At 58.4% G+C, this 22,796-nt stretch carries 19 protein-coding genes and 1 tRNA gene; 12 read left to right on the top strand and 8 right to left on the bottom strand.

Translation table 11 applies throughout. The annotated features are described in order from the left end of the window. The first annotated feature begins 42 nt into the window (after nt 1-42). From DXT96_RS12240 to DXT96_RS12225, 4 genes are all read left to right on the top strand, one after another. Nucleotides 43-927 carry an ABC transporter permease subunit gene (locus tag DXT96_RS12240; RefSeq protein WP_149900140.1) on the top strand — a complete coding sequence of 295 codons (885 nt, stop codon included), beginning with the start codon at nt 43-45 and terminating at the stop codon, nt 925-927. Then, nucleotides 924-1,706, top strand: coding sequence for an iron ABC transporter permease (locus DXT96_RS12235; RefSeq protein WP_149900139.1), 783 nt, complete (start codon nt 924-926; stop codon nt 1,704-1,706). Before DXT96_RS12240 ends, DXT96_RS12235 begins: the two co-directional genes overlap by 4 nt. Nucleotides 1,707-1,718: 12 nt before the next feature. Continuing rightward, nucleotides 1,719-2,777 (top strand): ABC transporter ATP-binding protein, encoded by a 1,059-nt coding sequence (locus DXT96_RS12230; RefSeq protein WP_153515022.1) that lies wholly within the window; start codon nt 1,719-1,721, stop codon nt 2,775-2,777. Nucleotides 2,778-2,854: 77 nt separating this feature from the next. Further along, a complete protein-coding gene (locus DXT96_RS12225) occupies nt 2,855-3,898 on the top strand; it encodes a zinc-dependent alcohol dehydrogenase family protein (protein ID WP_153515127.1) in 1,044 nt (347 codons plus the stop codon). Nucleotides 3,899-3,942: 44 nt separating this feature from the next. Here the strand turns inward: DXT96_RS12225 and DXT96_RS12220 are convergent, their stop codons facing one another. Beyond that, a complete protein-coding gene (locus DXT96_RS12220; RefSeq protein ID WP_153515021.1) occupies nt 3,943-4,587 on the bottom strand; it encodes a hypothetical protein in 645 nt (214 codons plus the stop codon). Nucleotides 4,588-4,920: 333 nt separating this feature from the next. On the opposite strand from DXT96_RS12220, the gene DXT96_RS12215 reads away from it, so the two are divergent. Continuing rightward, nucleotides 4,921-5,697, top strand: coding sequence for an AAA family ATPase (locus tag DXT96_RS12215; protein ID WP_153515020.1), 777 nt, complete (start codon nt 4,921-4,923; stop codon nt 5,695-5,697). A gap of 79 nt (nt 5,698-5,776) precedes the next feature. Beyond that, a complete protein-coding gene (locus DXT96_RS12210; protein ID WP_153515019.1) occupies nt 5,777-7,108 on the top strand; it encodes an MFS transporter in 1,332 nt (443 codons plus the stop codon). Nucleotides 7,109-7,175: 67 nt separating this feature from the next. On the opposite strand, the gene metH is transcribed toward DXT96_RS12210, so the two are convergent. Beyond that, nucleotides 7,176-10,949, bottom strand: coding sequence for a methionine synthase (gene metH, locus DXT96_RS12205; protein ID WP_371418849.1), 3,774 nt, complete (start codon nt 10,947-10,949; stop codon nt 7,176-7,178). A gap of 192 nt (nt 10,950-11,141) precedes the next feature. On the opposite strand from metH, the gene DXT96_RS12200 reads away from it, so the two are divergent. After that, nucleotides 11,142-12,383: an AGE family epimerase/isomerase gene (locus DXT96_RS12200; RefSeq protein WP_153515017.1), complete on the top strand. Its 1,242-nt coding sequence runs from the start codon at nt 11,142-11,144 to the stop codon at nt 12,381-12,383. A gap of 165 nt (nt 12,384-12,548) precedes the next feature. On the opposite strand, the gene DXT96_RS12195 is transcribed toward DXT96_RS12200, so the two are convergent. Together DXT96_RS12195 and DXT96_RS12190 are read right to left on the bottom strand one after the other, a co-directional pair. Next, the gene (locus DXT96_RS12195; protein ID WP_153515016.1) at nt 12,549-13,109 is read right to left on the bottom strand and encodes a dual specificity protein phosphatase family protein; all 561 of its coding nucleotides are present in this window, start codon (nt 13,107-13,109) and stop codon (nt 12,549-12,551) included. 211 nt (nt 13,110-13,320) lie between these two features. Further along, entirely contained in the window at nt 13,321-13,773 is a 453-nt protein-coding gene (locus DXT96_RS12190; protein ID WP_149900130.1) for a hypothetical protein, read from the bottom strand. A gap of 433 nt (nt 13,774-14,206) precedes the next feature. Here DXT96_RS12190 and DXT96_RS12185 point away from each other — a divergent pair, with 433 nt between their 5' ends. The 3 genes from DXT96_RS12185 (at nt 14,207) to DXT96_RS12175 (ending at nt 16,524) form a co-directional block, all read left to right on the top strand. Beyond that, nucleotides 14,207-14,839: an outer membrane protein gene (locus DXT96_RS12185; RefSeq protein ID WP_052818041.1), complete on the top strand. Its 633-nt coding sequence runs from the start codon at nt 14,207-14,209 to the stop codon at nt 14,837-14,839. A 217-nt stretch (nt 14,840-15,056) separates the two neighbouring features. Continuing rightward, nucleotides 15,057-15,431 carry a hypothetical protein gene (locus tag DXT96_RS12180; RefSeq protein WP_149900128.1) on the top strand — a complete coding sequence of 125 codons (375 nt, stop codon included), beginning with the start codon at nt 15,057-15,059 and terminating at the stop codon, nt 15,429-15,431. Nucleotides 15,432-15,660: 229 nt separating this feature from the next. Continuing rightward, nucleotides 15,661-16,524 (top strand): DUF4238 domain-containing protein, encoded by an 864-nt coding sequence (locus DXT96_RS12175; RefSeq protein WP_153515014.1) that lies wholly within the window; start codon nt 15,661-15,663, stop codon nt 16,522-16,524. A 109-nt stretch (nt 16,525-16,633) separates the two neighbouring features. Here the strand turns inward: DXT96_RS12175 and DXT96_RS12170 are convergent. Continuing rightward, nucleotides 16,634-16,709 (bottom strand) — tRNA-Ile (locus tag DXT96_RS12170). A gap of 181 nt (nt 16,710-16,890) precedes the next feature. Here DXT96_RS12170 and DXT96_RS12165 point away from each other — a divergent pair. Further along, entirely contained in the window at nt 16,891-17,634 is a 744-nt protein-coding gene (locus tag DXT96_RS12165) for an SIMPL domain-containing protein (RefSeq protein ID WP_153515013.1), read from the top strand. A gap of 164 nt (nt 17,635-17,798) precedes the next feature. Here the strand turns inward: DXT96_RS12165 and DXT96_RS12160 are convergent, their stop codons facing one another. Together DXT96_RS12160 and DXT96_RS12155 are read right to left on the bottom strand one after the other, a co-directional pair. Continuing rightward, the gene (locus tag DXT96_RS12160; protein ID WP_149900104.1) at nt 17,799-18,146 is read right to left on the bottom strand and encodes a hypothetical protein; all 348 of its coding nucleotides are present in this window, start codon (nt 18,144-18,146) and stop codon (nt 17,799-17,801) included. A 149-nt stretch (nt 18,147-18,295) separates the two neighbouring features. Continuing rightward, nucleotides 18,296-18,718 (bottom strand): secondary thiamine-phosphate synthase enzyme YjbQ, encoded by a 423-nt coding sequence (locus DXT96_RS12155; protein ID WP_149900103.1) that lies wholly within the window; start codon nt 18,716-18,718, stop codon nt 18,296-18,298. Between the two features lie 266 nt (nt 18,719-18,984). Here DXT96_RS12155 and DXT96_RS12150 point away from each other — a divergent pair, with 266 nt between their 5' ends. Next, the gene (locus tag DXT96_RS12150; protein WP_153515011.1) at nt 18,985-21,537 is read left to right on the top strand and encodes an HWE histidine kinase domain-containing protein; all 2,553 of its coding nucleotides are present in this window, start codon (nt 18,985-18,987) and stop codon (nt 21,535-21,537) included. A gap of 268 nt (nt 21,538-21,805) precedes the next feature. On the opposite strand, the gene DXT96_RS12145 is transcribed toward DXT96_RS12150, so the two are convergent. Further along, nucleotides 21,806-22,729 (bottom strand): DUF930 domain-containing protein, encoded by a 924-nt coding sequence (locus DXT96_RS12145; protein ID WP_207133868.1) that lies wholly within the window; start codon nt 22,727-22,729, stop codon nt 21,806-21,808. Between the last annotated feature and the right edge of the window lie 67 nt (nt 22,730-22,796).

Here is a 22,796-nt window from a genome sequence, read left to right as displayed (position 1 = left end):
TTAATAGACAGACCGTTCGAAAACGGCGTTTGGGGACAACGCATGCCATCAACCAACACCGGCGGACCATCCGACGCGGGCAGAAAGTTGCCGTTGCACTGGATAGGCGTCTTACCTTTTGCCGTTTTTGTCATGCTGTTTCTGATCATGCCGACGATGAAGATCGTCATCGGCGCGTTTCAGGATGCCGATGGCAGCCTGACATTGGAAAACATTGCCGGGCTTTTCACCCCGTCCATCCTCTCGGCCTACTGGATTTCAATCAAGATCAGCCTCGCTTCGGCGGCCCTCGGCTGCCTGATCGGCTTTGGCGTCGCCGCCGCCGTCGTGCTCGGTGGCCTGCCGCAGCGCATTCGTGGGCCGCTTCTGACCTTTTCCGGCGTCGCCTCGCAATTTGCGGGCGTGCCACTCGCCTTTGCCTTCATCGCCACCCTCGGCCCGGTTGGCCTGCTTACCGTCTTCCTGAAGACGCAGATAGGCATCGATCTTCGGCTGCTCGGCTTCAACATCCTGTCCTTCTGGGGCCTGACGGTCACCTATCTGTTCTTCCAGATTCCGCTGATGATCCTCATCATCACACCAGCGCTGGACGGCCTGAAGCGCGAATGGCGCGAAGCGGCGGAAATTCTCGGCGCAACCGGCTTTCAATATTGGCGCATGGTGGCATTCCCCATCCTGCTGCCGTCGCTGCTCGGCACCATGTCGCTGCTGTTCGCCAATGCTTTCGGCGCGGTGGCCACCGCAATCGCGCTCACCGGCTCCTCGCTCAACATCGTGCCAATCCTGCTCTTCGCGCAGATCCGCGGCGACGTTCTCGGCAATCCGCACCTTGGTTACGCGCTCGCCTTCGGCATGATCGTCGTGACAGGCATTGCCAATGCGCTTTACATCTGGCTGCGCGCCCGCAGCGAAAGGTGGCTGAAATGAAGAAGTTCTTCGCCTGGGGCGCGCTAATCTTCGGCCTGCTCTATTTCGCCCTGCCGCTGATCGGCATGACCAACTTTTCGCTGAAGATGCGGCGCGGCGAATATTCCTTCGACGCCTATGGCAAGGTGCTCAGCGATCCGCGTTTTCAGGAGACCTTCAGCTATTCGGTGGTGATGGCGCTGTTCACCATCGTTTTCGGTGTTCTGCTTGTCGTGCCCACCGCCTATTGGGTGCGGCTGAAACTACCCGGCCTGCGGCCCTATATCGAATTCATCACGCTTTTGCCGCTGGTCATCCCGGCCATCGTCATCGTCTTTGGTTACATCCGGCTTTACAACACCTCCAGCTGGCTGCCGCTGACCGGCACGACCTTCGGCACCAACCTGCTTTTGATGTTCGGTTATGCGACGCTCGCTTTGCCCTATATGTACCGTGCCGTCGATACCGGTCTCAGAACCATCGATGTCTCGACGTTGACGGAAGCAGCGCAAAGCCTTGGGGCCGGCTGGACGACCATCCTGTCGCGCATCATCCTGCCCAATGTTCTGGTCGCCGTGCTGTCAGGTGCGTTTTTGACCTTCGCCATCGTCATCGGTGAATTCACCATGGCAGCCCTTTTGAACCGCCCGGCCTTCGGCCCCTACATGCAGCTGCTCGGCGCCAACCGCGCCTATGAACCGGCAGCGCTTGCCGTGATTTCCTTCGGCATCACCTGGGGTTGCCTGGGTCTGATCCAACTCGTTTCACGCTACCAGAAGGGCGCGCCTCCCAAGGCCTGAGGACAGATTTTCATGAGCTTTTTGACACTTAGCAACATCAAGAAATCCTTCGGTTCCGTGCAGGTCGTGCATGACTTCGACATGGCCATCGAAAAGGGCGAATTCGTCTCCTTTCTCGGACCATCGGGCTGCGGCAAGACCACCGTGCTGCGCATGATCGCCGGCTTCGAAATCCCGACCGGCGGATCGATCGTCATCAACGGCAAGGACCAGACGACACGCAGGCCTAACCAGCGCAATATCGGCATGGTGTTTCAGGCCTATGCGCTGTTTCCGAACATGAATGTCTACGAGAACGTCGCCTTCGGCCTGAAAGTCGCCGGCAAGCCGAAAGCCGAGATCGACGCCCGCGTGAAGGAAATGCTCCAGCTTATCCATCTGGAACATCTGGCCGACCGTTATCCCTACCAGATGTCGGGTGGCCAGCAGCAGCGCGTGGCGCTTGCCCGCGCTCTGGCACCAAAACCGGAAGTGCTTCTTCTGGATGAACCGCTCTCGGCGCTCGATGCCAAGATCCGCGTATCGCTGCGCGAGGAAATCCGCCAGATTCAACAGAAACTCGGCATCACCACCATTTTCGTGACCCACGATCAGGAAGAAGCCCTGTCGATCTCCGACCGTATCGTCGTGATGAATTCTGGCCGCGCCGACCAGATCGGCACGCCCTTCGATATCTACAACAAGCCCGCGACCCGTTTCGTCGCCTCCTTCGTCGGCACGCTGAACCTCATCGATGCGACCGTCATTGACTCCTCGACCAACACCATTCGTGTCGGAGAGCAAAACGTGACACTGCACAAACCGGTCGAAGCTGCGAACGGTGAAAAAATCACCCTCGCATTGCGCCCGGAAGCAGGCGCGCTCGGCAGCGATGCCAAAGGTGATGTCGCCATTTCCGGCCTCGTCACCTCCAGCCAGTTCCTCGGGTCGGTCATCCGAACCCGTCTTGATCTCGGCGGCTCGACCCTGTCTTTCGACATGTTTAACGATCCCGGCACCGCGCCACCCGCCCTTGGCGAACAGGTAACGCTCAAATTCGCAGCGGGCGATCTGATGGTCATCAAGGACTAAATCGCTTTTCTCCATCGGTGGAAGACGCTAGAGCAGGTATTAAATTCGAACCTGCATACCAGCGATAAGAGGCCATGATGCGCGCGCTTTTCTACGAACGATTCGGCGAGACCCCTGTCGTCGCATCCCTGCCCGATCCGGAGCCAACCGATGGTGGCGTGGTCATCGAGGTGAAAGCGACAGGCCTCTGCCGCAGCGACTGGCACGGCTGGATGGGGCATGACACGGATATCCGCCTGCCGCATGTTCCCGGCCACGAATTCGCTGGCGTCATCGCCGCGGTCGGAAAAAACGTCACCCGCTTTCGGGCAGGCGACCGTGTCACGGTCCCCTTCGTTTCCGGCTGCGGTCATTGCCATGAGTGCCGCTCCGGTAATCAGCAGGTCTGCGAAACGCAGTTCCAGCCGGGCTTCACCCATTGGGGTTCCTTCGCCGAATATGTCGCCATCGATTATGCCGACCAGAATCTCGTGCATCTGCCGGAATCGATGAGCTATGCCACCGCCGCCGGTCTCGGCTGCCGTTTCGCCACCTCCTTCCGCGCCGTGACCGATCAGGGACGTCTGAAGGGTGGCGAATGGCTGGCGGTGCATGGCTGCGGCGGCGTCGGCCTCTCCGCCATCATGATCGGCGCTGGCCTCGGCGCGCAGGTCGTCGCCATCGATATTGCCGAAGACAAGCTCGAACTCGCCCGCCAGCTCGGCGCGACGGTCACCATCAACAGCCGCTCGGTCGCCGATGTTTCGGAAGCGGTACGCGAAGTAGCGGGCGGCGGCGCGCATGTGTCAATCGACGCGCTCGGCCATCCGCAGACCTGCTGCAATTCCATCAGCAACCTGCGGCGGCGCGGACGCCATGTGCAGGTGGGTCTCATGTTGGCCGATCACGCCATGCCCGCTATTCCCATGGCCCGGGTCATCGCCCACGAGCTAGAGATTTATGGCAGCCACGGCATGCAGGCGTGGCGTTACGAAGACATGCTGGCCATGATCGAAAGCGGCAAACTTGCACCGGAAAAACTGATCGGCCGCCACATAACCCTCTCCGACGCCATCACGGCCCTGCCCGCCATGGACAGTTTCAGGGAAAGCGGCATCAGCATCATCGACCGTTTCGAATAGTGCAGGCACCCGCAACCACCTTAGATTCGCGAATTGCGTCCGGTTCAGGCACCCCTGCGCCCGAACGCCCGGACAGGAGCGGCTCCCGGGGCAGACGCATGGACCGACGATGCTGCCGGGATACGCGTCGCGTGATCCGTCTGGCTATCGCTCCATTGACGGTTCACCAGCTGTTTCGTGCGGACTTCCAGCGGGTCGGGGGCGTCCTCCTCCTGGTACTGCTTACTTCCCGTGACTGCGGAGGTCGTCGCCAATCGCGAAATCCACCGCACGATCTGCATGCCCTTGTGAACAAGCACAAAGATACCAATAATTGCGACCGCTATGATAATCACGAGGTTCCAGGGAGCATCGCTGCCCCTTGCCGCCCGCTCCATGCGATCTTTTGTCGTCGGATCAAAACCAAGCGTCGCCTTCAGCCTGGCGATGTCAGCATCACTGAGCCTGCTGTACCGCTCGCCACGATACAGTACATAACCGCTCCTATCCCCGCTGTTGAGATAACCAATGTCGAATGCTTCCCCGTCGCGAAGAAAAGGCCCGTTGTCCGGCAGATCATAAACGAGATCGATGGTCTCGCCGCCGCCAAATCCGGGGACGGCGAAAAACCGAGACCTCCGCGCCTCAGCTTCGCTCACGAATATCGCGGAAAATAGAATCGCGACCGAAAAAAGCGCAATATGCTTCATTCACCCTCTCCAATAACAACGAGAATGATGACAACTGGCATTACTGAATTAATTTGAAGTTTATACTTACGATAACATCTTAAATTTAAGGCATTTATTGCGTATATCTAATATATATCACTTTATTACTAAGAGTTAGCTGTACTAATTTATAATAAAATGAATTTCTAACGATGCGACATGACGTATCTCCGCCAACGCTGTAAACCATTGGTGCGAACAGCGCCCCACGTTAAGCCGCAATCGCACGCAATTGCTTTGAGCATAGCGCCGCGATGATGCGACAGAGCGCAACGTCGGTGAACATGACGGATGAGATGCAAGGACCGTGACATGCTGTTTCTCGATAGCGTAACCATGAAAGAAACCCCGGGCGGACGGGATGAATATCCTTTCTCGGTTCCGGCGCTGCGCCATCTGGAACGCCTCGAATTCAAGTCGCCGATCACTTTTTTTGCCGGCAATAACGGCTCCGGTAAATCGACGCTGCTGGAAGGACTGGCGGCCGGAATGACGGCCTACGCCATCGGCAATCATGGCCAGGTTTCGGGTGATCTTTATCTTCAGCATGCCGAGACAGTGGCGAAAGCCTTCTATTTCGCCCGCAAGAAATATCCGAAGATCCGCATGTTCATGCGTGCGGAAGATGTGCTTGGCTATATACGCCGGCTGAACGAGGAGACGCTGGACGATTTTCGCTGGGAGCGGGAAAAAGCCTTGCAAAAAGGCGAAGATTTTCCGGAAGAAACCCCGGAGACCTTTCGCAGGATCGTCAGGAACAACACCATCGATCGGCGGTCGCATGGCGAAGGCTTTCTCGACATCATGCAGCAGCGGGTCCATGGCGCCGGCCTCTATTTCCTCGACGAACCGGAAAGCCCGCTCTCACCGCAAAAACAGCTGGAGCTTGCAGCCATCGTCCGTCACGCCGCCGATAGCGGCGGGCAGCTGATCATCGCCACCCATTCGCCCGTGCTTTTGGCTATTCCCGAAGCGACAATCTATTATTTCGATGAGGACGGTATAACCGAGCGCCTCTATGACGAGCTGGAGAACATCTCATTTCTTAGGCGATTTCTCGATCGTCCATCAAAATTCATGAGCGATTAGGGACCGATAAGGCTTGAAATCCCGCTTCTCTTGCAGCATGCCCATTAGCAACATGTGAATTAGAAAAAGAAGCAGGCTTATGTCTCCCACCAGCACACCGGCAGCGGCCCGGCCCCTGAACAGCCAGGATTACAGAACTCTCGGCCTTTCCGCCCTGGGCGGCGCGCTCGAATTTTACGATTTCATCATTTTCGTGTTTTTCGCCACCGTCATCGGCCACCTGTTCTTTCCGCCGGAAATGCCGGACTGGCTGGTGATGATCCAGACTTTCGGCATCTTTGCCGCCGGTTATCTGGTGCGACCGCTCGGCGGCATCATTCTGGCGCATTATGGCGACCGTTATGGCCGCAAGCGGGTTTTCGCCTTCTCTATCCTCCTGATGGCGCTCTCCACCCTCGGCATGGCGCTCATGCCGACCTATGCCACCATCGGCGTCGCCGCTCCAATCCTCCTCATCATCCTGCGCATGCTGCAGGGTGCGGCCATCGGCGGTGAAGTGCCGGGGGCCTGGACCTTCGTTGCCGAACACGTCCCTTTCCGCCGCGTCGGGCTCGCCTGCGGCTTTCTGACATCCGGCCTTTCCTTCGGCATCATGCTGGGATCGCTGATTGCCTTTGCCATAAACTCGCTCTTTTCGCCGGAAGATGTTGCCGGTTATGCATGGCGTATTCCCTTCCTGCTCGGCGGAATTTTCGGCTTGGTCGCCGTCTATCTGCGCCGGTGGCTGGAAGAAACGCCGATCTTCAACGAGATGAAGAAATCGAAATCACTGACGGACAAGCTGCCGCTCGGGCTGGTGCTGAAGCACCATATGCGCGGCGTCATCATTTCCGCCCTGCTCACCTGGGTGCTGTCGGCGGCCATCGTGGTGACCACGCTGATGACGGCCACCTTCCTGCAGAAGCTCTATGGCTACACCCCGACGCAGGCGCTTGCCGGCACCAGCTTCGGCACGCTGTTTCTGATTTTCGGCGTCATCATCGCCGGCGCATTGATCGACCGTGTCGGCTCCGGCATCTTCTTCATGGCGGCCAGCATCTTCTTTGGCATCGCCACCTTCACCTTCTACAGCTATGCCGGCGCGTCGCTTGAAACCATGTTCATTCTCTACGGCGTCATGGGCCTTTCGGTCGGCATGGCGGGAGCCGTGCCCTATGTGATGGTCCGCGCCTTCCCGGCATCAGTCCGCTTCTCCGGCCTCTCCTTCGCCTATAACGTCTCCTATGCCATCTTCGGTGGGCTGACGCCGATTGGCGTGACCACGGCACTTGCCATCAATCCCATGGCGCATGCCTGGTATCTGGTGTTCATCGCTGTCCTCGCCTTCTGCATCGGCCTTTACCTCTATCTGCGCGGCAGCGAGGTCGAGAGCCATGTCGGCATCGAGGAACTGGCGGCGCTAAGGTCGTAAGCTCAACGACGAGACAAAAAAAGCGCGGGCAGGACCCGCGCTTTTTTATTGCAACACGCCCGGAACATCAGGCCGCGCTGTCGATTTCCTCTGCACCATTTGTCGGCACGTAGTTGAGCACCGGCCCGAGCCAGCGCTCCACCTCCGTGACCGGCATATCCTTGCGGCGCGCATAGTCGAGAACCTGATCCCGCTCCACCTTGGCGACACCGAAATAATAGCTCTCGGGATGGCCGATATAGAGGCCGGAGACCGAAGAGCCCGGCCACATGGCGTAGCTTTCCGTCAGTTCCACGCCCGCCGCATTGGTGGCGTCGAGCAGAGCAAACAGCGTCTTCTTTTCGGTATGGTCAGGCTGCGCCGGATAACCGGGCGCCGGGCGGATACCGGCATAGGCCTCGCCGATAAGTTCATCGCCTGCAAAGGCCTCGTCCGGCGCATAACCCCAGAATTCCTTGCGCACCCGCTCATGCATGCGCTCGGCAAAGGCCTCGGCGAAACGGTCGGCCAGCGCCTTGACGAGAATGGACGAATAATCGTCATTGGCCCGCTCGAAGCGCTCGGCAATCGCCACTTCCTCGATGCCCGCCGTCACCACGAATCCACCGACATAATCGGCAACGCCACTATCGACCGGCGCGACGAAATCCGACAGCGCCACATTCGGGCGTCCATCACGCTTGGAAAGCTGCTGGCGCAGCGTGAAGAAGGTCGCCAGCTCTTCGTTACGGCTTTCATCGTTGAACAGCTTGATATCGTCGCCCACCGCATTGGCGGGCCAGAAGCCGATCACCGCCCGCGGCCGGAACCACTTCTCCTCGATGATCTTCGCCAGCATCGCCTGCGCATCGGCATAAAGCTGCCGCGCCGCCTCACCCTGCTTTTCGTCTTCGAGAATGGCCGGGAAACGGCCCTTCAATTCCCAGGCCTGGAAGAACGGCGTCCAGTCGATGTAACGGGAAAGCTCTTCAAGATCATAGGTCTCGAACACCCTGGTGCCAAAGAACTGCGGTTTGACGACGCTGTAGCTCGACCAGTCGATCTTGTGCGCGTTGTCACGGGCACGGGAAAGCGGCAGGCGCTGCTTTTCGCGCTCATTGCGGGCATGGGCTTCCGCCACCTTCTGATATTCGGCGCGGATGCCGTCAATATAAGCGGGCTTCTGCTCGGCCGAAAGAAGTGCTGAGACGACACCCACGGCGCGCGAGGCATCGGTGACATAGATCGCCTGCCCCGCCTCGTAACGCGGATGGATTTTCACTGCCGTATGCACACGGCTGGTCGTCGCGCCGCCGATCAAGAGCGGAATGTCGAAACCCTGCCGCTCCATTTCAGCCGCCACATGCACCATCTCATCCAGCGACGGCGTGATGAGACCGGAGAGGCCGATCACATCCACCTTCTCCGCAATCGCCGTCTCAAGGATTTTCGTCGTCGGCACCATGACGCCGAGATCGATGATCTCGTAATTGTTGCAGGCAAGCACGACGCCGACGATGTTCTTGCCGATATCGTGCACGTCACCCTTCACGGTCGCCATCAGTACCTTGCCGGCGGCACTGCGCTCGGAGCCGCCATTCTGGCGCTTTTCCTCTTCCATGTAAGGCAAAAGCACGGCAACCGCCTGCTTCATCACGCGGGCGGATTTCACCACCTGCGGCAGGAACATCTTGCCCGAACCGAACAGGTCACCGACCACGTTCATGCCCGCCATCAGCGGCCCTTCGATGACATGCAGCGGCCGGGCGGCCTGCTGGCGCGCCTCTTCGGTATCAGCCTCGATATATTCGGTAATGCCGTTGACCAGCGCATGTTGCAGCCGCTTTTCGACGGGCAGCTCACGCCAGGAAAGATCCTGCACCTTCGCCTGCTTTTCACCCGTGCCTCGAAAACGCTCCGCCACTTCGAGCAGGCGCTCGGTCGCGTCGTCACGACGGTTCAGCACCACGTCTTCGCAGGCCTCGCGCAGTTCCGCATCGATATTGTCGTAAACTGCAAGCTGCCCGGCGTTGACGATGCCCATATCCATGCCGACCTGAATGGCATGGTAGAGGAACACGGCATGCATCGCCTCACGCACCGGCTCATTGCCGCGGAAGGAGAAGGACAGGTTGGAGACGCCGCCGGAAATATGCGTCAGCGGCATAGTCTCGCGAATGGTCTTGGTGGCCTCGATGAAGTCCACGCCGTAGTTGTTATGCTCCTCGATACCCGTCGCCACCGCAAAGACGTTCGGATCGAAGATGATGTCTTCCGGCGACAGGCCCGCCTTTTCGGTCAAGAGCTTGTAGGCACGCGCGCAAATCTCGATCTTGCGCTGATAGGTATCGGCCTGCCCGGTCTCGTCGAAAGCCATGACGACAACCGCCGCACCGTAATTGTGGACGAGCCGCGCCTGCTGGAGAAACTTCTCCTCGCCTTCCTTCAGCGAAATCGAATTGACGATCGATTTTCCCTGAACGCATTTCAGGCCAGCCTCGATGATCTCGAACTTCGAACTGTCGATCATGACAGGCACGCGGGCGATATCCGGTTCGGCGGCGATGAGGTTCAGGAACTCGACCATCGCCTTTTCGGAGTCGATCAGGCCCTCATCCATGTTGATGTCGATGATCTGCGCGCCGTTTTCCACCTGATCGCGCGCGACAGCCAGCGCCGCCGTATAATCACCGGCGGTGATGAGCTTGCGGAAGCGGGCCGAGCCGGTAACGTTGGTGCGTTCGCCGACATTAACGAAGGGAATGTCCTTGGTCAGCACGAAAGGCTCGAGGCCCGACAGCGACATGAACGGCTTGTGCTCGGGAATTTCGCGCGGCTTGTAGCCTTTCACGGCCTGAGCAATCGCCCGGATATGCTCCGGCGTCGAGCCGCAGCAACCGCCGACGATGTTGACGAGACCGTCGCGAACGAAGCCCTCAACCTGACGCGCCATCATCTCGGGCGTTTCGTCGTACTGGCCGAATTCGTTAGGTAGGCCGGCATTGGGATAGGCGCAGACGAAGGTATCGGCGACATCCGACAATTCCTGCAAATGCGGACGCATCGCATCCGCACCCAGCGCGCAATTGAGGCCGATGGTGAAAGGGTTGGCGTGGCGCACCGAGTTCCAGAACGCCGAAGGCGTCTGGCCGGACAGCGTGCGGCCGGAAAGGTCGGTGATCGTGCCCGAGATCATGACAGGCAGACGGATGCCCTTGGCCTCGAAACGCTCCTCGCAGGCGAAGATCGCCGCCTTGGCGTTCAGCGTATCGAAAATCGTCTCGATGAGGATGATGTCCGCACCGCCGTCGATCAGGCCGTCGATCTGCTCGCCATAGGCGATGCGCAGATCGTCGAAGCTGACGGCGCGGTAACCTGGATTGTTGACGTCAGGCGAAATCGAGGCCGTGCGGTTGGTCGGGCCGATTGCACCGGCGACGAAACGACGGCGACCGTCTTCCCGCTCGGCACGCTGGGCGGCACGGCGAACGATCGCGGCACCCTCGCGGTTGAGGTCGTAGACGGCATTTTCCATCTCGTAATCGGCCTGCGCGATGCGCGTCGACGAAAACGTGTTGGTTTCGAGAATATCCGCACCTGCCATGGCGTAGCGATAATGGATTTCTTCGATGGCGTCAGGCTGGGTCAGGATCAGAAGGTCGTTATTGCCCTGCTGGTGACAGGCGCAGCCGATAAAACGCTCGCCCCGGAAATGGTCTTCATCAAAACCGAGACCCTGGATCTGTGTGCCCATCGCGCCGTCGAGAATGAGGATGCGTTCGCTGGCGGCCTTTCGCAGCGCCTGCAAGATTTCCGCGCCGTCGCGCTTTGCCCCTTCAGGACCGAACAGGTTGTCAAACACGGGCACACTCCTCATTTCGATTTGCAAGAACGCAAGCCGTCAAGTCACATAAAGATATGTTTATGTCAATATATCTTCAAGGGCCAGACATAGCTTTGCGCCGTTGCGGCAGCCTACGAAATTTCACTGACAGATGACAGGTTTATACGGCAAGGATATAAGCGCAGGCAGCAAATCGCATGGGAGAACGACATGGCCGACGACGATCGCAAAAACTGGAACGCTTTGCCATGGCACCGCCAATGGCTGGTCAAGCAGGCAGAGGGGCTTTTCGACTTCTTCCAGTACCGCGCCGTGAATTCCGCCGGCGGCTTTTTCGACCTCGACCCCAAGGGCGCACCGTTACAGAAAAACGACCCCGTGCGCGGCATCCATGCTTCGGCGCGCATGGTGCATTGCTTCTCCATCGGCCATCTGCTCGGCCGGCCCGGCTGCGGCGATATCGTCGACCACGGCATGACCTATCTCTGGAACAATCATCGCGACAGCGAGCATGGCGGCTATTTCTGGCAGGTGAACGATGCCGGCCCAGTGGACGCCACCAAGCAGGGTTACGGCCATGCCTTCGTGCTTCTGGCCGCCTCTTCCGCCAAGACCGTCGGGCATCCGCTGGCCGACCGGATGCTGGCCGATATTACCGAAGTGCTGGAAACCCGCTTCTGGGAAGAAGAACACGGTGCGATTGCCGAGGAATTCAACCGCGACTGGTCGCCCATCGACAATTATCGCGGCCAGAATTCCAACATGCACCTGACCGAAGCGCTGATGGCCGCCTATGAGGCAACAGGCGACAGCAATTATCTCAACAAGGCCGAACGCATCGCCGATCTCGTCATTCGCCGCCGCGCCGGCGAACTGGATTTCCGCGTGCCGGAGCATTTCGACGAGAACTGGACGCTCGACAAGGATTATCGCGGCAATGAAATGTTCCGCCCCTCCGGCTCCACCCCCGGCCACTGGCTGGAATGGGCGCGCCTCATCCTGCAATTATGGGTGCTGGGCGAACGCCGCCACGACTGGATGCCGGTGGCGGCAAAATCGCTGTTCGTGCAATCCATGGCGCTCGGTTGGGACCGGGAAAAGGGCGGCTTCTTTTATACGCTCGACTGGAACGACACGCCCGACAAGACGGCAAAGCTGTGGTGGCCGATGTGCGAGGCGGCGGGCGCTGCCCACTTCCTCAACGAAAACCTGCCGGCAGACCCTTTCTACGAAGACAGCTACCGCCGCATCTGGAGCACCATCGCCAACAACTTCATCGACCACGACAATGGCGGCTGGCACGAGGAACTGACGGATAATCTGGTTCCGGCACATACGCTATTCCCCGGCAAGGGCGATATCTACCACGCGCTACAGGCCTGCCTCATTCCACTTTTCCCGGCCACGGGAAGCCTGACGAAGGTGATTGCGGAAAGCGGCGGGGATTATTGAGAGTGTTGCGATAGGCGGATGGCGACGGAGGTCGCGAACCACTCTCCGTCATGCTCGGGCTTGTCCCGAGCATCTGCAACCTATCGACTCAACGAGACGTGGATGGATCCTCGGCACAAGGCCGAGGATGACGTCGAGAGCGGTATCAAAAGCCCTTGAACCGCATCAAAAGCCGATGGTTTCCTCGAAGTCATCCCACGACTGATACATCTCATATCTGCCGATACCGGGAATAGGCACATGCCCGTAATAGGGCGAAAGCTGGAATTCGGCCGCCGCCTCACTCTTGCCAGCCACGGCCCCCACATAGATCGCCGAGGCAAGCCCCGTGCGGTTAGCGCCATGTTCGCAATGGATGAGGATCGGCCTTTCCGCATTCTGCAGCACGGCCACCAGCGTTTCAGCATCTTGCGGCGAGAGCTTTTCGCTTGAACTCATCGGAAAATCGACAAGCCGGATGCCATTGCTTTTCGCCGCCTGGCTTTCGGCGTCATACCAGCCTTCGCGCTTTTCATCGCGCAGGTTGATGATGGTCTTGATGCCGTAGGATTTGGCATAGGCTGCGATGTCCTTACCGCTCGGCTGGGCCGAACGATAAAGCTCGCCGGGGATGACCTCGTGAAAATTTCCGGTCAGCTGGCCGATGCCCATATGCGCGCCCGCCAGAACCGGCAGGGCAACAAGACCGATGGCCGTGATTTTCAAAAACTTCAAAACAATACGCAAAACATCAACCCGCGACATTCATCGAACGGGTGCGGAGATGGCATCGCAAACCGGCGAAAACAAGTCCGACGCCGGCCGAACGGGCATCGGTGTGGCCGGCGGCCCGATGGCAGCCCTCGCACACCCGTTGCGCCGCAGGGGTTTGCCGGTGGCTGCGCAACGGCGCGGAAGTTTTCAAAATGCCGTGATGACGGGAACCGCGTCCAGCCGCTTAGTCGAACTCCGCCGAAATAACGGTAACGCGCCATTCCAGCCGCTGCGGTTCCACGGTTTCATTGTTGCGCAGCCGGAAAGCCCGGCATGCGGCGAAAGTCTCCCCCGCCTCGATGCGCCTTTCGCTGACCTGATAGGGATCAAACGCGACGGAGGCGCGGAAGGCCGGCTCGAACCCTTCAAGCGTATAGGTCAGGCGCTGCACGGCCACATCATTGTCGTTGCGGAAGCTGACGCGAATGGGCAAAGCCGGATCCGCACAGGTCGTATCAAAACTGGCTGTCGCAACGACATGGCCGAGCCGCTGGCTGCCGCGCCACCAGTCATAAATGACAAAGGCAGCGGTCGCCCCCCAGATCAGCAGCAGGCAGATGACGACGGGTTTGAGATGCCGAGGAAATGCAATGAGGGTGAGGAGAAGAATGGCGCTGAGAACGGCTCCGACTATCACGTCGCCCCTCCCACATAAAAACAAACCCTCATACGATCCTGCCCTCCCTTACTCATTCTCGCCTGCGGTAACCATGATCACCACGCCGTTGCAATGACGACCCCGCCACACCTTTTCCGGTGCGCCCGAAGCACCGGACACGCCGCAGACAGCACAACTCTATGGTCATGCCCCCTGCTGTCAAGACAACCAAGCGTGACACCGGCCAACCGCGCCGCCGAACCTTTGAGGACAAGATCAAGGGAACCAAACACCGCCAAAGACGTTCGCAGCATCAGAACAGCATGACGGGGGCGCAAAAAAACGCTCGCGATCCGGGCAAGACAGCCAGAGACACAATGGGAACGATGCCCCTTGGAACTGCCGAGCCCCAACCCATATTAAATTGACCTAATATATGCTAGGAAGGTCATTCAGCTCAGGGAGAATAACGATGAAAACGCTGATCGTAACGTCACTTCTGGCCCTTTCGGCCAGCACCGCAATGGCCGCGGATGCCGTCTACGAAACGCCGGCACCGCCGGTCGCGCAGGAAACCCTGCCGGTCTTCACCTGGTCTGGTCCCTATCTTGGTATTCAAGGCGGCGCGGGCTGGGCGAATGGCGATTTTTCGGCTGGCGGCCCCGTCGCCTCGGATAATTTCGATGGCGGCATTCTCGGTGCCTTTGCCGGTTACAATTACCAGTTCGACAATAATTTCGTCGTCGGCATCGAAGGTGACGTCGATTATAACTGGAACGACAATGACTATGCCGGCGTACAGATCGGCACCGACTGGCAGGGCTCCGTCCGTGGCCGCGTCGGTTATGCCTTCGACCGCGCCCTGCTCTACGGTACGGCCGGCTGGACAGCCACACGCGGTTTCATCGAAACTCCCGGCGCCGGCAAGGACAGCACCACGTTCAACGGCTTCACCGTTGGCGCGGGTCTTGACTACGCCTTCACCGACAATGTGTTCGGCCGGCTCGAATATCGCTACAACGATTATGGCGACAAGGACATTTTCGGCGTCAATACCGATTTCGACCAGCACACCGTCAAGGTGGGTCTCGGTGTAAAATTCTGATCCTGTCCAACCGGATTGAGCATCAAAAGCCCGGCCATCGCCGGGCTTTTTCTTGACTGACAAAACAATGCCCGCCTCAACCCGTCGCCGACGTTAGCGACGCGAAAAACATGAACCCCTCAACAACGAAACATTCACAAACCGTTCAGCAGACCCGTGCCATCATGCGGGCATAATAAGCCTCTATCTCCCAAGGCAGGCTTATGGAGTAGCCCCGATGAAAAAGATCATTCTTTCCACCCTTGCTGCGCTGGTCGCCACCGGCAGCGTCTTCGCATCCTACGGCACCGCTGCCGCGCAGGATTATCCCTATCGTCCGCGCCACGACCGTGGTTATGACCGTGGCGGCCCACCCCCGCCCCCCTACCGCGAACACCGCCGCCACAATGATGGCGCCGCAATCGCCGGCGGCCTCGCTGCAGGCGTCATCGGCGGCCTGATCGGCGGCGCCATCGCCAACGGCAACAACAACGCCCCCCGCTACTACGAACCCCCACCGCCGCCCCGCCCGCGCTGCTGGTTCGAAGACCGCCGCGTTCCCAATTCCTATGACGGCGGCTGGCATACGGAGAGCATGCGAGTTTGTAACTGACCGCATAGCTGAGATTTATAAACGGATGATCCGATCAGTCTGAATGGCTGGTCGGATTTTTTGTTTGGCGGACAAATCCCAAAGACTGCAATGATGATTGAGGTATCGATTCGGTTTGTGGAATCTCGTTAGTGAGAAAAAGGGTGTCTGCAGAAACTGAGGAGATCACCTCGGTGAAATATTTGAACTACCGAGGTTTTCAGCCAAAGCCTACTACTGGAGGACCACTTTGAGCAAAGAAGGCGACCATCACTATGTCCCGCAGTTCCATCTTCGAATGTGGGAGGGAGCGGACGGCAAAATTAATCAGTGGGGTCGTATCCCTTTCAACGACAAGCTCATCTGCACACCCGTCACGTCAGCGGCCACCGCCTACCTACCCGGTCTTTATTCGCTTGAGCATGTAAGCCAATCAGAAGCACAACAGATCGAAAGGGACATATTCGGAAAAATCGAAAGTGAGGCCGGACCAGTTTTGGCGAAGCTAATTAACAAAGGCCCGGACAGCCTGACAACTCGTGAACGGTATTGGTGGGCTATCTATTTGAATGCCTCACTCCTTCGCGTGCCGCATGTGGTCGAAAAGATCAAAGTCGGAGCGAAGGAAATCGTGGAAAAGGAACTCTCGCAGAACATTCCCGAGTACGATGCAGCTAAAGGTGATGCTCCCGAAGCAACACTTTTCGATTGGGCCGCAAATCACGCGCCTGCACGGTTAGCCAACTCAGGCTTGAACGTGCTGGTTAGTTTGCTCGGGAGCAAGAAAGCAATCTATCGTATTATTCAACTTAGTTGGCTGATAAAAGATGTATCATCAGCCTCGCACCGTTTGCTTCTGGGCGATAACCCGTTCGAACGAATTGGAGACCTCTACAAGCCGCGCACGCTGATCTCCATCCCGCTTTCGCCAACACACGTATTTTTCGGTAGTGATGCTTTGGACATCATTGACCATTTGGTGACATTGTCCGCCCGAGAAATTGTGAAAGCGAGCAACGTGTCGACACTAAATACCTCGAAGAAATTTGTGTACGGTGATGCAGAACGACAGTTCATTGAACAACATTTGCCTCGCAATCAACTGAACGCATAAGCGTGCCGCAACATCGATTCGACAGACGGTTTGGTAACGATCAGATCGTTCTAAAGGACTTTAGAAACACTGATATTTGAGACACGCTATGATATGACGTTGAAAAAATTGGTGGGCCTGGAGAGACTCGAACTCCCAACCAAGCGGTTATGAGCCGCCGGCTCTAACCATTGAGCTACAGGCCCTTATCGGAGCAAGGTGATCCGAAATACCGGTTTCGCAATGGTTCGAATCCGGTGGGTCACGCTCTAACGTAATTTTTATAGCCCGACAAGCCATTGATGCTTTCGCAAGGCAGTGCCGCCGTAATAGCTTCACAATCTAAGGCAATACCCTCCAAAGGGACACAATCAACGAGGAAACACCATGACGACAAAAAAGGTCCGCCTTTTCGCACTCACCGCTTTGACCGCAGCAGCAATGGTGCCGCTGGCCAGCCAGGTGCTTGCGCAGGACGCCAACCCGCGTGAAGCCACCATCAGTGTTTCCGGTGAAGGCCAGGCGGCCATTGCCCCTGATATGGCGATCCTGTCCTTCAGCGTCGTCAAGCAGGCGGAGACGGCGGCTGCGGCGCTTACGGAGAATTCCAAGGCGCTCGCCGAGGTTCTGAAAGCGCTGAAAGAAGCCGCCATCGAAGACCGGGATCTGCAGACCAGCAATTTCTCGGTACAGCCGCTTTACAAGCATTATGAGCCCAAGGATGGCGTTTATATTGCGCCAGAGATCACCGGCTATCAGGTTTCCAACGGCCTGACCGTGCGGGTGCGCGACCTGAAGAAGCTCGGCGCGATCCTCGATACCTCCGTCAAGCTTGGCATCAATCAGGGCGGCGATATCACCTTCACCAATGACAAGCCCGAAGCCACGGTGACCGAGGCCCGCAAGCAGGCCGTGGCCGATGCTATCGCCAAGGCGAAGACGCTGACGGAAGCGGCAGGCGTGAAGCTCGGCCGCGTCATTCAGATCAGCGAAAACTCGCAGCGCCCGATGCCGGTACCAGCCGGCGCGATGCGTGCTTCGATGATGAAGGAAGCCGACAGCGTGCCGATCGCTTCGGGTGAGAACAATTACAGCGTGGTGGTCAACGTCACCTTCGCCCTCGAACAGTAAGCACACTTCAGGGGCGGCACCCGCGTGTCGCCTCCCGCCTGTTTTTAAATCCGGCCATCGGCCGGTTAAAAAAGAAATGCCCCTCGCATGCCTTTCCGGACAAGCGAGGGGCATTTTTTATCCATCCGGCGGACGGGGATGTCACCGGATCGATAGTGTCCGCTTTAGCGGCGGATGACCGGGCAGCCGCGCTCATTAGCGAAAACGATGCGGTCACGGCCTCTACGGTCGAAGCCTGCAACCACAACGCGGCGCGGCGATACATCAACAACGCGGGCACGGCGAAGACCCATGCGGCTTGCCTTTTCTTCCGCAAAACGCGGCGAGCAACCAAAGCGCGGGCGATCAGGACGACCCCAGCCCGGGCCACGGCCTCTGTCATGGCCATAGCCATCCTGAACCTGAACTCTGAACTGAACATCCGAACCAGCCGAAGCCGCAGGAGCGGTGACGGAGATGCCGCCGAAGGCAATGAGAGCGGCGAGGCCGGCTTTTGCAAAGGTGTTGAACATGAACTCACTCCATTTGTTCTTCGCCGGCAGGGAACGTCCCTCAGCGATTGAGGAGACCCTAGCCTCAAACATCTGAATATGAACAGAACCGCATGTTCAGCAGAGGTTCATGGTTGTTAACGGGAGAACACACATTATCGAACGAAATATCAGGCGGAGATATGCAGCACGATTTCGCGGCGATGCGGTCGGTCTCGGTGCTCGAACAGATAAAGCCCCTGCCACGTGCCAAGCGCGAGCCTGCCCTGCCCGATCGGTACGCCAATGGAAACCGCCGTCAGGGCAGATTTGATATGGGCAGGCATATCGTCAGGGCCTTCCAGCGTGTGGATAATCCAGCGCATCGAGGCGTCGTCCGAAGGCGGCACGAGGCGGGAGAAGAACATCGAGAGATCGCGCCGGACATCCGGATCGGCATTTTCCTGGATAAGCAGCGAGCAGGATGTGTGCCGGACGAAGACGGTCAGCAAGCCTTCATCCACGCCGGTCTCTCTCACGAAACCCGTGGCCTCGGATGTGAATTCGTAGAGCCCCTGACCATGGGTGGCGATGGTTATTGTCTTTTGCGGCACATTTTTTCTTTCAAACAGGCTGGAACAAAATCGGCGCTGCCAACGTTACGGCATGTCAAATTCTATCCGATAACGATAGAGATAAAATAATAACGCGACGGCGGGCCGTAACAACTAACGGAAAAGCAGCGTCACGGTTGCAAGAAAACGGGGAAGGGTTGGCAATATCAGAATGAACTATTCAGGCTTCCCCGTCCCTCGACGAACAGATCATTTTCAGCGCAAGACAAGAACCAAGCCAGGCACAGGGTGCGAAAGACTTCTTCATGGCATCCACTGACTATCAAGTCGACCTGACCAATTGCGACCGCGAACCCATCCACATTCCAGGTTATATTCAACCGCATGGCTGTCTGATCGCCTGCGACAATTCCCTGCGCATGGTTCTGCGGCATTCGGAAAACTGTCGCGACATTCTGGGTATCGAGGGCGATCTGAACGGCAGGACTGCCGAAGAGGTGCTCGGAAAAGACCTCGTCCACGATCTTCGCAACGCGCTGACTGTCACCGGCAGAACCACGCGCCCCGCCATGCTGCCCCACATGCAGATGATCGATGGCCGCAACTTCGATATTGCTCTGCACCGCTACAAATCCACCACCATCATCGAGTTCGAACCGTCGCAAAGCGAAACACAGCCGCTCGGCACGGCACGCAAGATGGTGGACCGCATCCGCGAGGCCGACAGTCTCGAAAGCCTGATTTCCAGAACGACCCGGCTGATAAAGGCGACGCTCGGTTACGACCGGGTGATGATCTATCGTTTTGAGGAAGACGGGGCCGGCAAGGTCGTGTCTGAGGCAAAGCAGCCGGAACTGGAGAGCTTTCTCGGGCAGTATTTTCCGGCCAGCGACATACCGCAGCAGGCGCGCGCGCTTTATCTCAAAAACACGCTGCGCATCATTTCTGACGCCAGCGGCGCACGCGTTGCAGTCCTGCCCGCTCTCGATGTCTCCGGCGAACCGCTCGATCTGTCCTTCGCGCATCTGCGCAGCGTCTCACCCATCCACTGCGAATATCTTCGCAACATGGGTGTCGGCGCCTCCATGTCGATTTCGGTGATTGTCGATGGTGCTCTCTGGGGCCTGATTGCCTGTCACCATTATTCTCCGCGCGTGTTGACGATGCCGGTCAGGATCGCCGCCGAAATGTTCGGAGAGTTTTTCTCCATGCATCTGCAGGTCCTGAAGCAGAAGCGCCGGCTCGATACCGTCAACCACGCCCATGCTGCACTTGACCGCTTCCTGCGGCTTGCCGCCCACCACGCCAACATCGAAGAACTGCTGATCGACAGTTTTCAGGATTTTGCCGATCTGATGCCCTGCGATGGCGTCGGGCTCTGGGTGGGCAACAACTGGCACGGCCATGGCGCAACACCGCCGCAGGACACCATTCCAAGACTGACGCGTTTCGTTGCATCCGCTTCCGAAGGCAAGGTCTGGGCCACCCATGCGCTGTCGCAGGCCATACCGGAAGCGGAGATCTATGCCGGCACCGCTGCCGGAATGCTCGCCATTCCGTTGTCGCAGGTCAAGAACGACTATCTGCTGTTTTTCCGCAAGGAGATCGTGCAAAATCTGAACTGGGCAGGCAATCCGGAAAAATCCTATGAGACCGGGCCGTTGGGCGACCGCCTCACCCCCCGCAAGAGTTTCGCGATCTGGAAAGAAACCGTTCGCCTGCAGGCGCAGCCCTGGTCGGAAGCCGACCGGGAAATTGCCGAAGCCGCCAGAATTGCGCTTGTCGAGGTCGCCTTCCATCACAGCGAGCTGATGGCCGGCGAAAGGGAGCGCGCGGAAGTGCGCCAGCGCATGCTGAACGAGGAGCTCAACCACCGCGTCAAGAATGTTCTGGCCATCATCAAATCGCTGGTCGGCAATCCCTCGCAGGAGGGCAAGACCCTGCAGGAATACGTCACCGCGCTGAAGGGCCGCATTCAGGCGCTGTCCTTTGCCCATGACCAGATCATTCGCGGTGAAGGCGGCGGAGCGCTGCGCGACCTGCTGGATGCCGAACTGTCACCACATCGGTCGCCGGAAACCGTGGTGCACCTTGCCGGACCCCAGGTCACGCTCGATTCGCGCGCCTTCTCCGTCATGGCGCTGGTTCTGCATGAACTGGCAACGAATGCCGCCAAATATGGTGCGCTTTCGCAGACCGGCGGGCAATTGCACGTGCACTGGGAAATCAACGAGAACCGCGATTGCGAAATCAAATGGCGTGAAACCCTGCCAACCACGCTGCCGACGCCGTCGCGCGCCGGTTTCGGCACGGCGCTCATCAGCCGCAGCATTCCTTATGATCTCGGCGGACGCAGCACGATGCGATATTTGCCGGACGGGCTGGAGGCGGACCTTGTCCTGCCCTCCCGCCACGTTTCATCGGTCGCGGCGGCTTCCACCGCAAAAACCGAAGAAGAAATCGCGCCACAGGCCAGACGTTACAATCGGGAGGAACCGTTGAAGATATTGCTTGTCGAAGACCAGATGCTGATCGCCATGGATGTCGAAAACATGCTGGAAGACAACGGCATCAAGACGATTGAAACAGCGACCTCATCGGCGATGGCAATCGAAAAGCTGAAGACTTACGTGCCTGATGTCGCCATTCTCGACATCAACCTCGGTTCAGACACTTCGATCCCGGTCGCCAGAGAACTTCACCGCCGCGGCGTTCCCTTCCTCTTTGCCACCGGTTATGCGGATGGCAGCATGGTACCGGATGAATTCGGCAATGTGCCGGTGATACGCAAACCCTATGACGAGGATGCGTTGATGGCGGGTATCGGGCTGTTGGTGGGTGATCCGGAGAGGGTGTAACGCCGTTGATTCGCGAGAACGCTGACGCCGTACTCTAAGACATCCTCGGGCTTGTCCCACTGCTGTCCGGTCTGAATTTCCGTGCAGGCTGCAGTCCCCTTGCCGTGAATCGTGAAGGGTGCGCACTCCCTCAACGTCATCCTCGGCCCTGTGCCGAGGATCTAATCACGTCGAATGAAATCAATACGTTGGCAGATCCTCGGGACAGGCCCGAGGATGACGAAAGAGATGTTGGGAGTTTCACTGGCGACATCAGAATCTACCGCCACTACTGGAAACGCGTGAAGCCCCGCTTTTTCGCATCTTCCGGGCTGATGGCGTTCCCGATTTTAAACCGGAATTCCGTGACTGCGTAGTTTTCCAGATCGACGTCACACTGGAACGATACATCATACCAGGTTCCACCGACGTTGAATGCACCGCCAGTCGCGTCGATCGAACTTCCGGAAATCTTACGACCGGTATCCGATGTCGGTATCATGCCACGGGCGGGAAAACCCGCATTTTGAATTTGGGCCAGAGCTTCCGTGCTGCAAAGATTAACAATACGGCGACGCGGCGGCAAATCACCGAACATCTGACGTCTCTGGGCGGGGGAAAGCAGCGACGAGGAAAGCAGACTTTTGGCAGCAGGAAGTTTTGCGGGCTTTTCTTCCGCCACGTCAGCTGGCTTTTCCTCAGTGGGCTTCGCCTGCGGCACAGGCGCCCGCTCCGGCTCAGCCTCTTGCCTGACGGGCGAAACCGCAATTTCCCCCTGATCGGCGGACGCCTGAAGATCGCTATTGGCGGCAGCAGGCGCGGGCTTCTCCTCTGCCGTTTTTTCCGGCTGGCTTTCTGGTTGCTCGGAAGGCTCGGTCTTTTCCGCTTCTTCCGCCTTTCCCGGCTTGTCTTCGGGGTCCGACTGCGCCTCTTCCGGCCTCATGGCGATGGCGGGCAGCGTTGCCGGCATGGGCGGCAAAGGTTTTGCTTCCTCTGCCGGCGGCGCAGGCGGTGGTGGTGGAGGTTGCGGTTTCTCCTCCTGCTTTGCCTCTTCCGCACCGGGCGGCTTGCCTTCCTCTGCCTTCTTCTCCTCGGGCGGCGGCACCAGATCGACACTGATGCTTTCCGGCTCCTGCGGTTCGGCTATCCGCTCCGGCAGTTCGAAAAGGAAGATCGCGACAACGGCAAGATGCAGCAGCACGGAGACGGGCACAGCCCAACCTCTCCACCGCCATTTTTCTGCCGAAACCTGTTCCATCTCATCGAACCTGAGCATTGCC

Origin of the sequence: Agrobacterium sp. ICMP 6402 (assembly GCF_009498615.1) — a bacterium.
GTDB lineage: Bacteria > Pseudomonadota > Alphaproteobacteria > Rhizobiales > Rhizobiaceae > Agrobacterium > Agrobacterium burrii.
Note: the sequence above shows the minus strand (reverse complement) of the source record. Positions and strands in the feature narration are given on the sequence as shown.

Bases quoted from the DNA above. Each gene is read 5' to 3' on its own strand.
- DXT96_RS12230 (WP_153515022.1), top strand. From the start codon at position 1,719: ATGAGCTTTTTGACACTTAGCAACATCAAGAAATCCTTCGGTTCCGTG.
- DXT96_RS12215 (WP_153515020.1), top strand. From the start codon at position 4,921: ATGCTGTTTCTCGATAGCGTAACCATGAAAGAAACCCCGGGCGGACGG.
- DXT96_RS12225 (WP_153515127.1), top strand. From the start codon at position 2,855: ATGCGCGCGCTTTTCTACGAACGATTCGGCGAGACCCCTGTCGTCGCA.
- DXT96_RS12210 (WP_153515019.1), top strand. From the start codon at position 5,777: ATGTCTCCCACCAGCACACCGGCAGCGGCCCGGCCCCTGAACAGCCAG.
- DXT96_RS12235 (WP_149900139.1), top strand. From the start codon at position 924: ATGAAGAAGTTCTTCGCCTGGGGCGCGCTAATCTTCGGCCTGCTCTAT.
- DXT96_RS12180 (WP_149900128.1), top strand. From the start codon at position 15,057: ATGAAAAAGATCATTCTTTCCACCCTTGCTGCGCTGGTCGCCACCGGC.
- DXT96_RS12160 (WP_149900104.1), bottom strand. From the start codon at position 18,146: ATGTTCAACACCTTTGCAAAAGCCGGCCTCGCCGCTCTCATTGCCTTC.
- DXT96_RS12150 (WP_153515011.1), top strand. From the start codon at position 18,985: ATGGCATCCACTGACTATCAAGTCGACCTGACCAATTGCGACCGCGAA.
- DXT96_RS12240 (WP_149900140.1), top strand. From the start codon at position 43: ATGCCATCAACCAACACCGGCGGACCATCCGACGCGGGCAGAAAGTTG.
- DXT96_RS12200 (WP_153515017.1), top strand. From the start codon at position 11,142: ATGGCCGACGACGATCGCAAAAACTGGAACGCTTTGCCATGGCACCGC.
- DXT96_RS12220 (WP_153515021.1), bottom strand. From the start codon at position 4,587: ATGAAGCATATTGCGCTTTTTTCGGTCGCGATTCTATTTTCCGCGATA.
- DXT96_RS12165 (WP_153515013.1), top strand. From the start codon at position 16,891: ATGACGACAAAAAAGGTCCGCCTTTTCGCACTCACCGCTTTGACCGCA.
- DXT96_RS12185 (WP_052818041.1), top strand. From the start codon at position 14,207: ATGAAAACGCTGATCGTAACGTCACTTCTGGCCCTTTCGGCCAGCACC.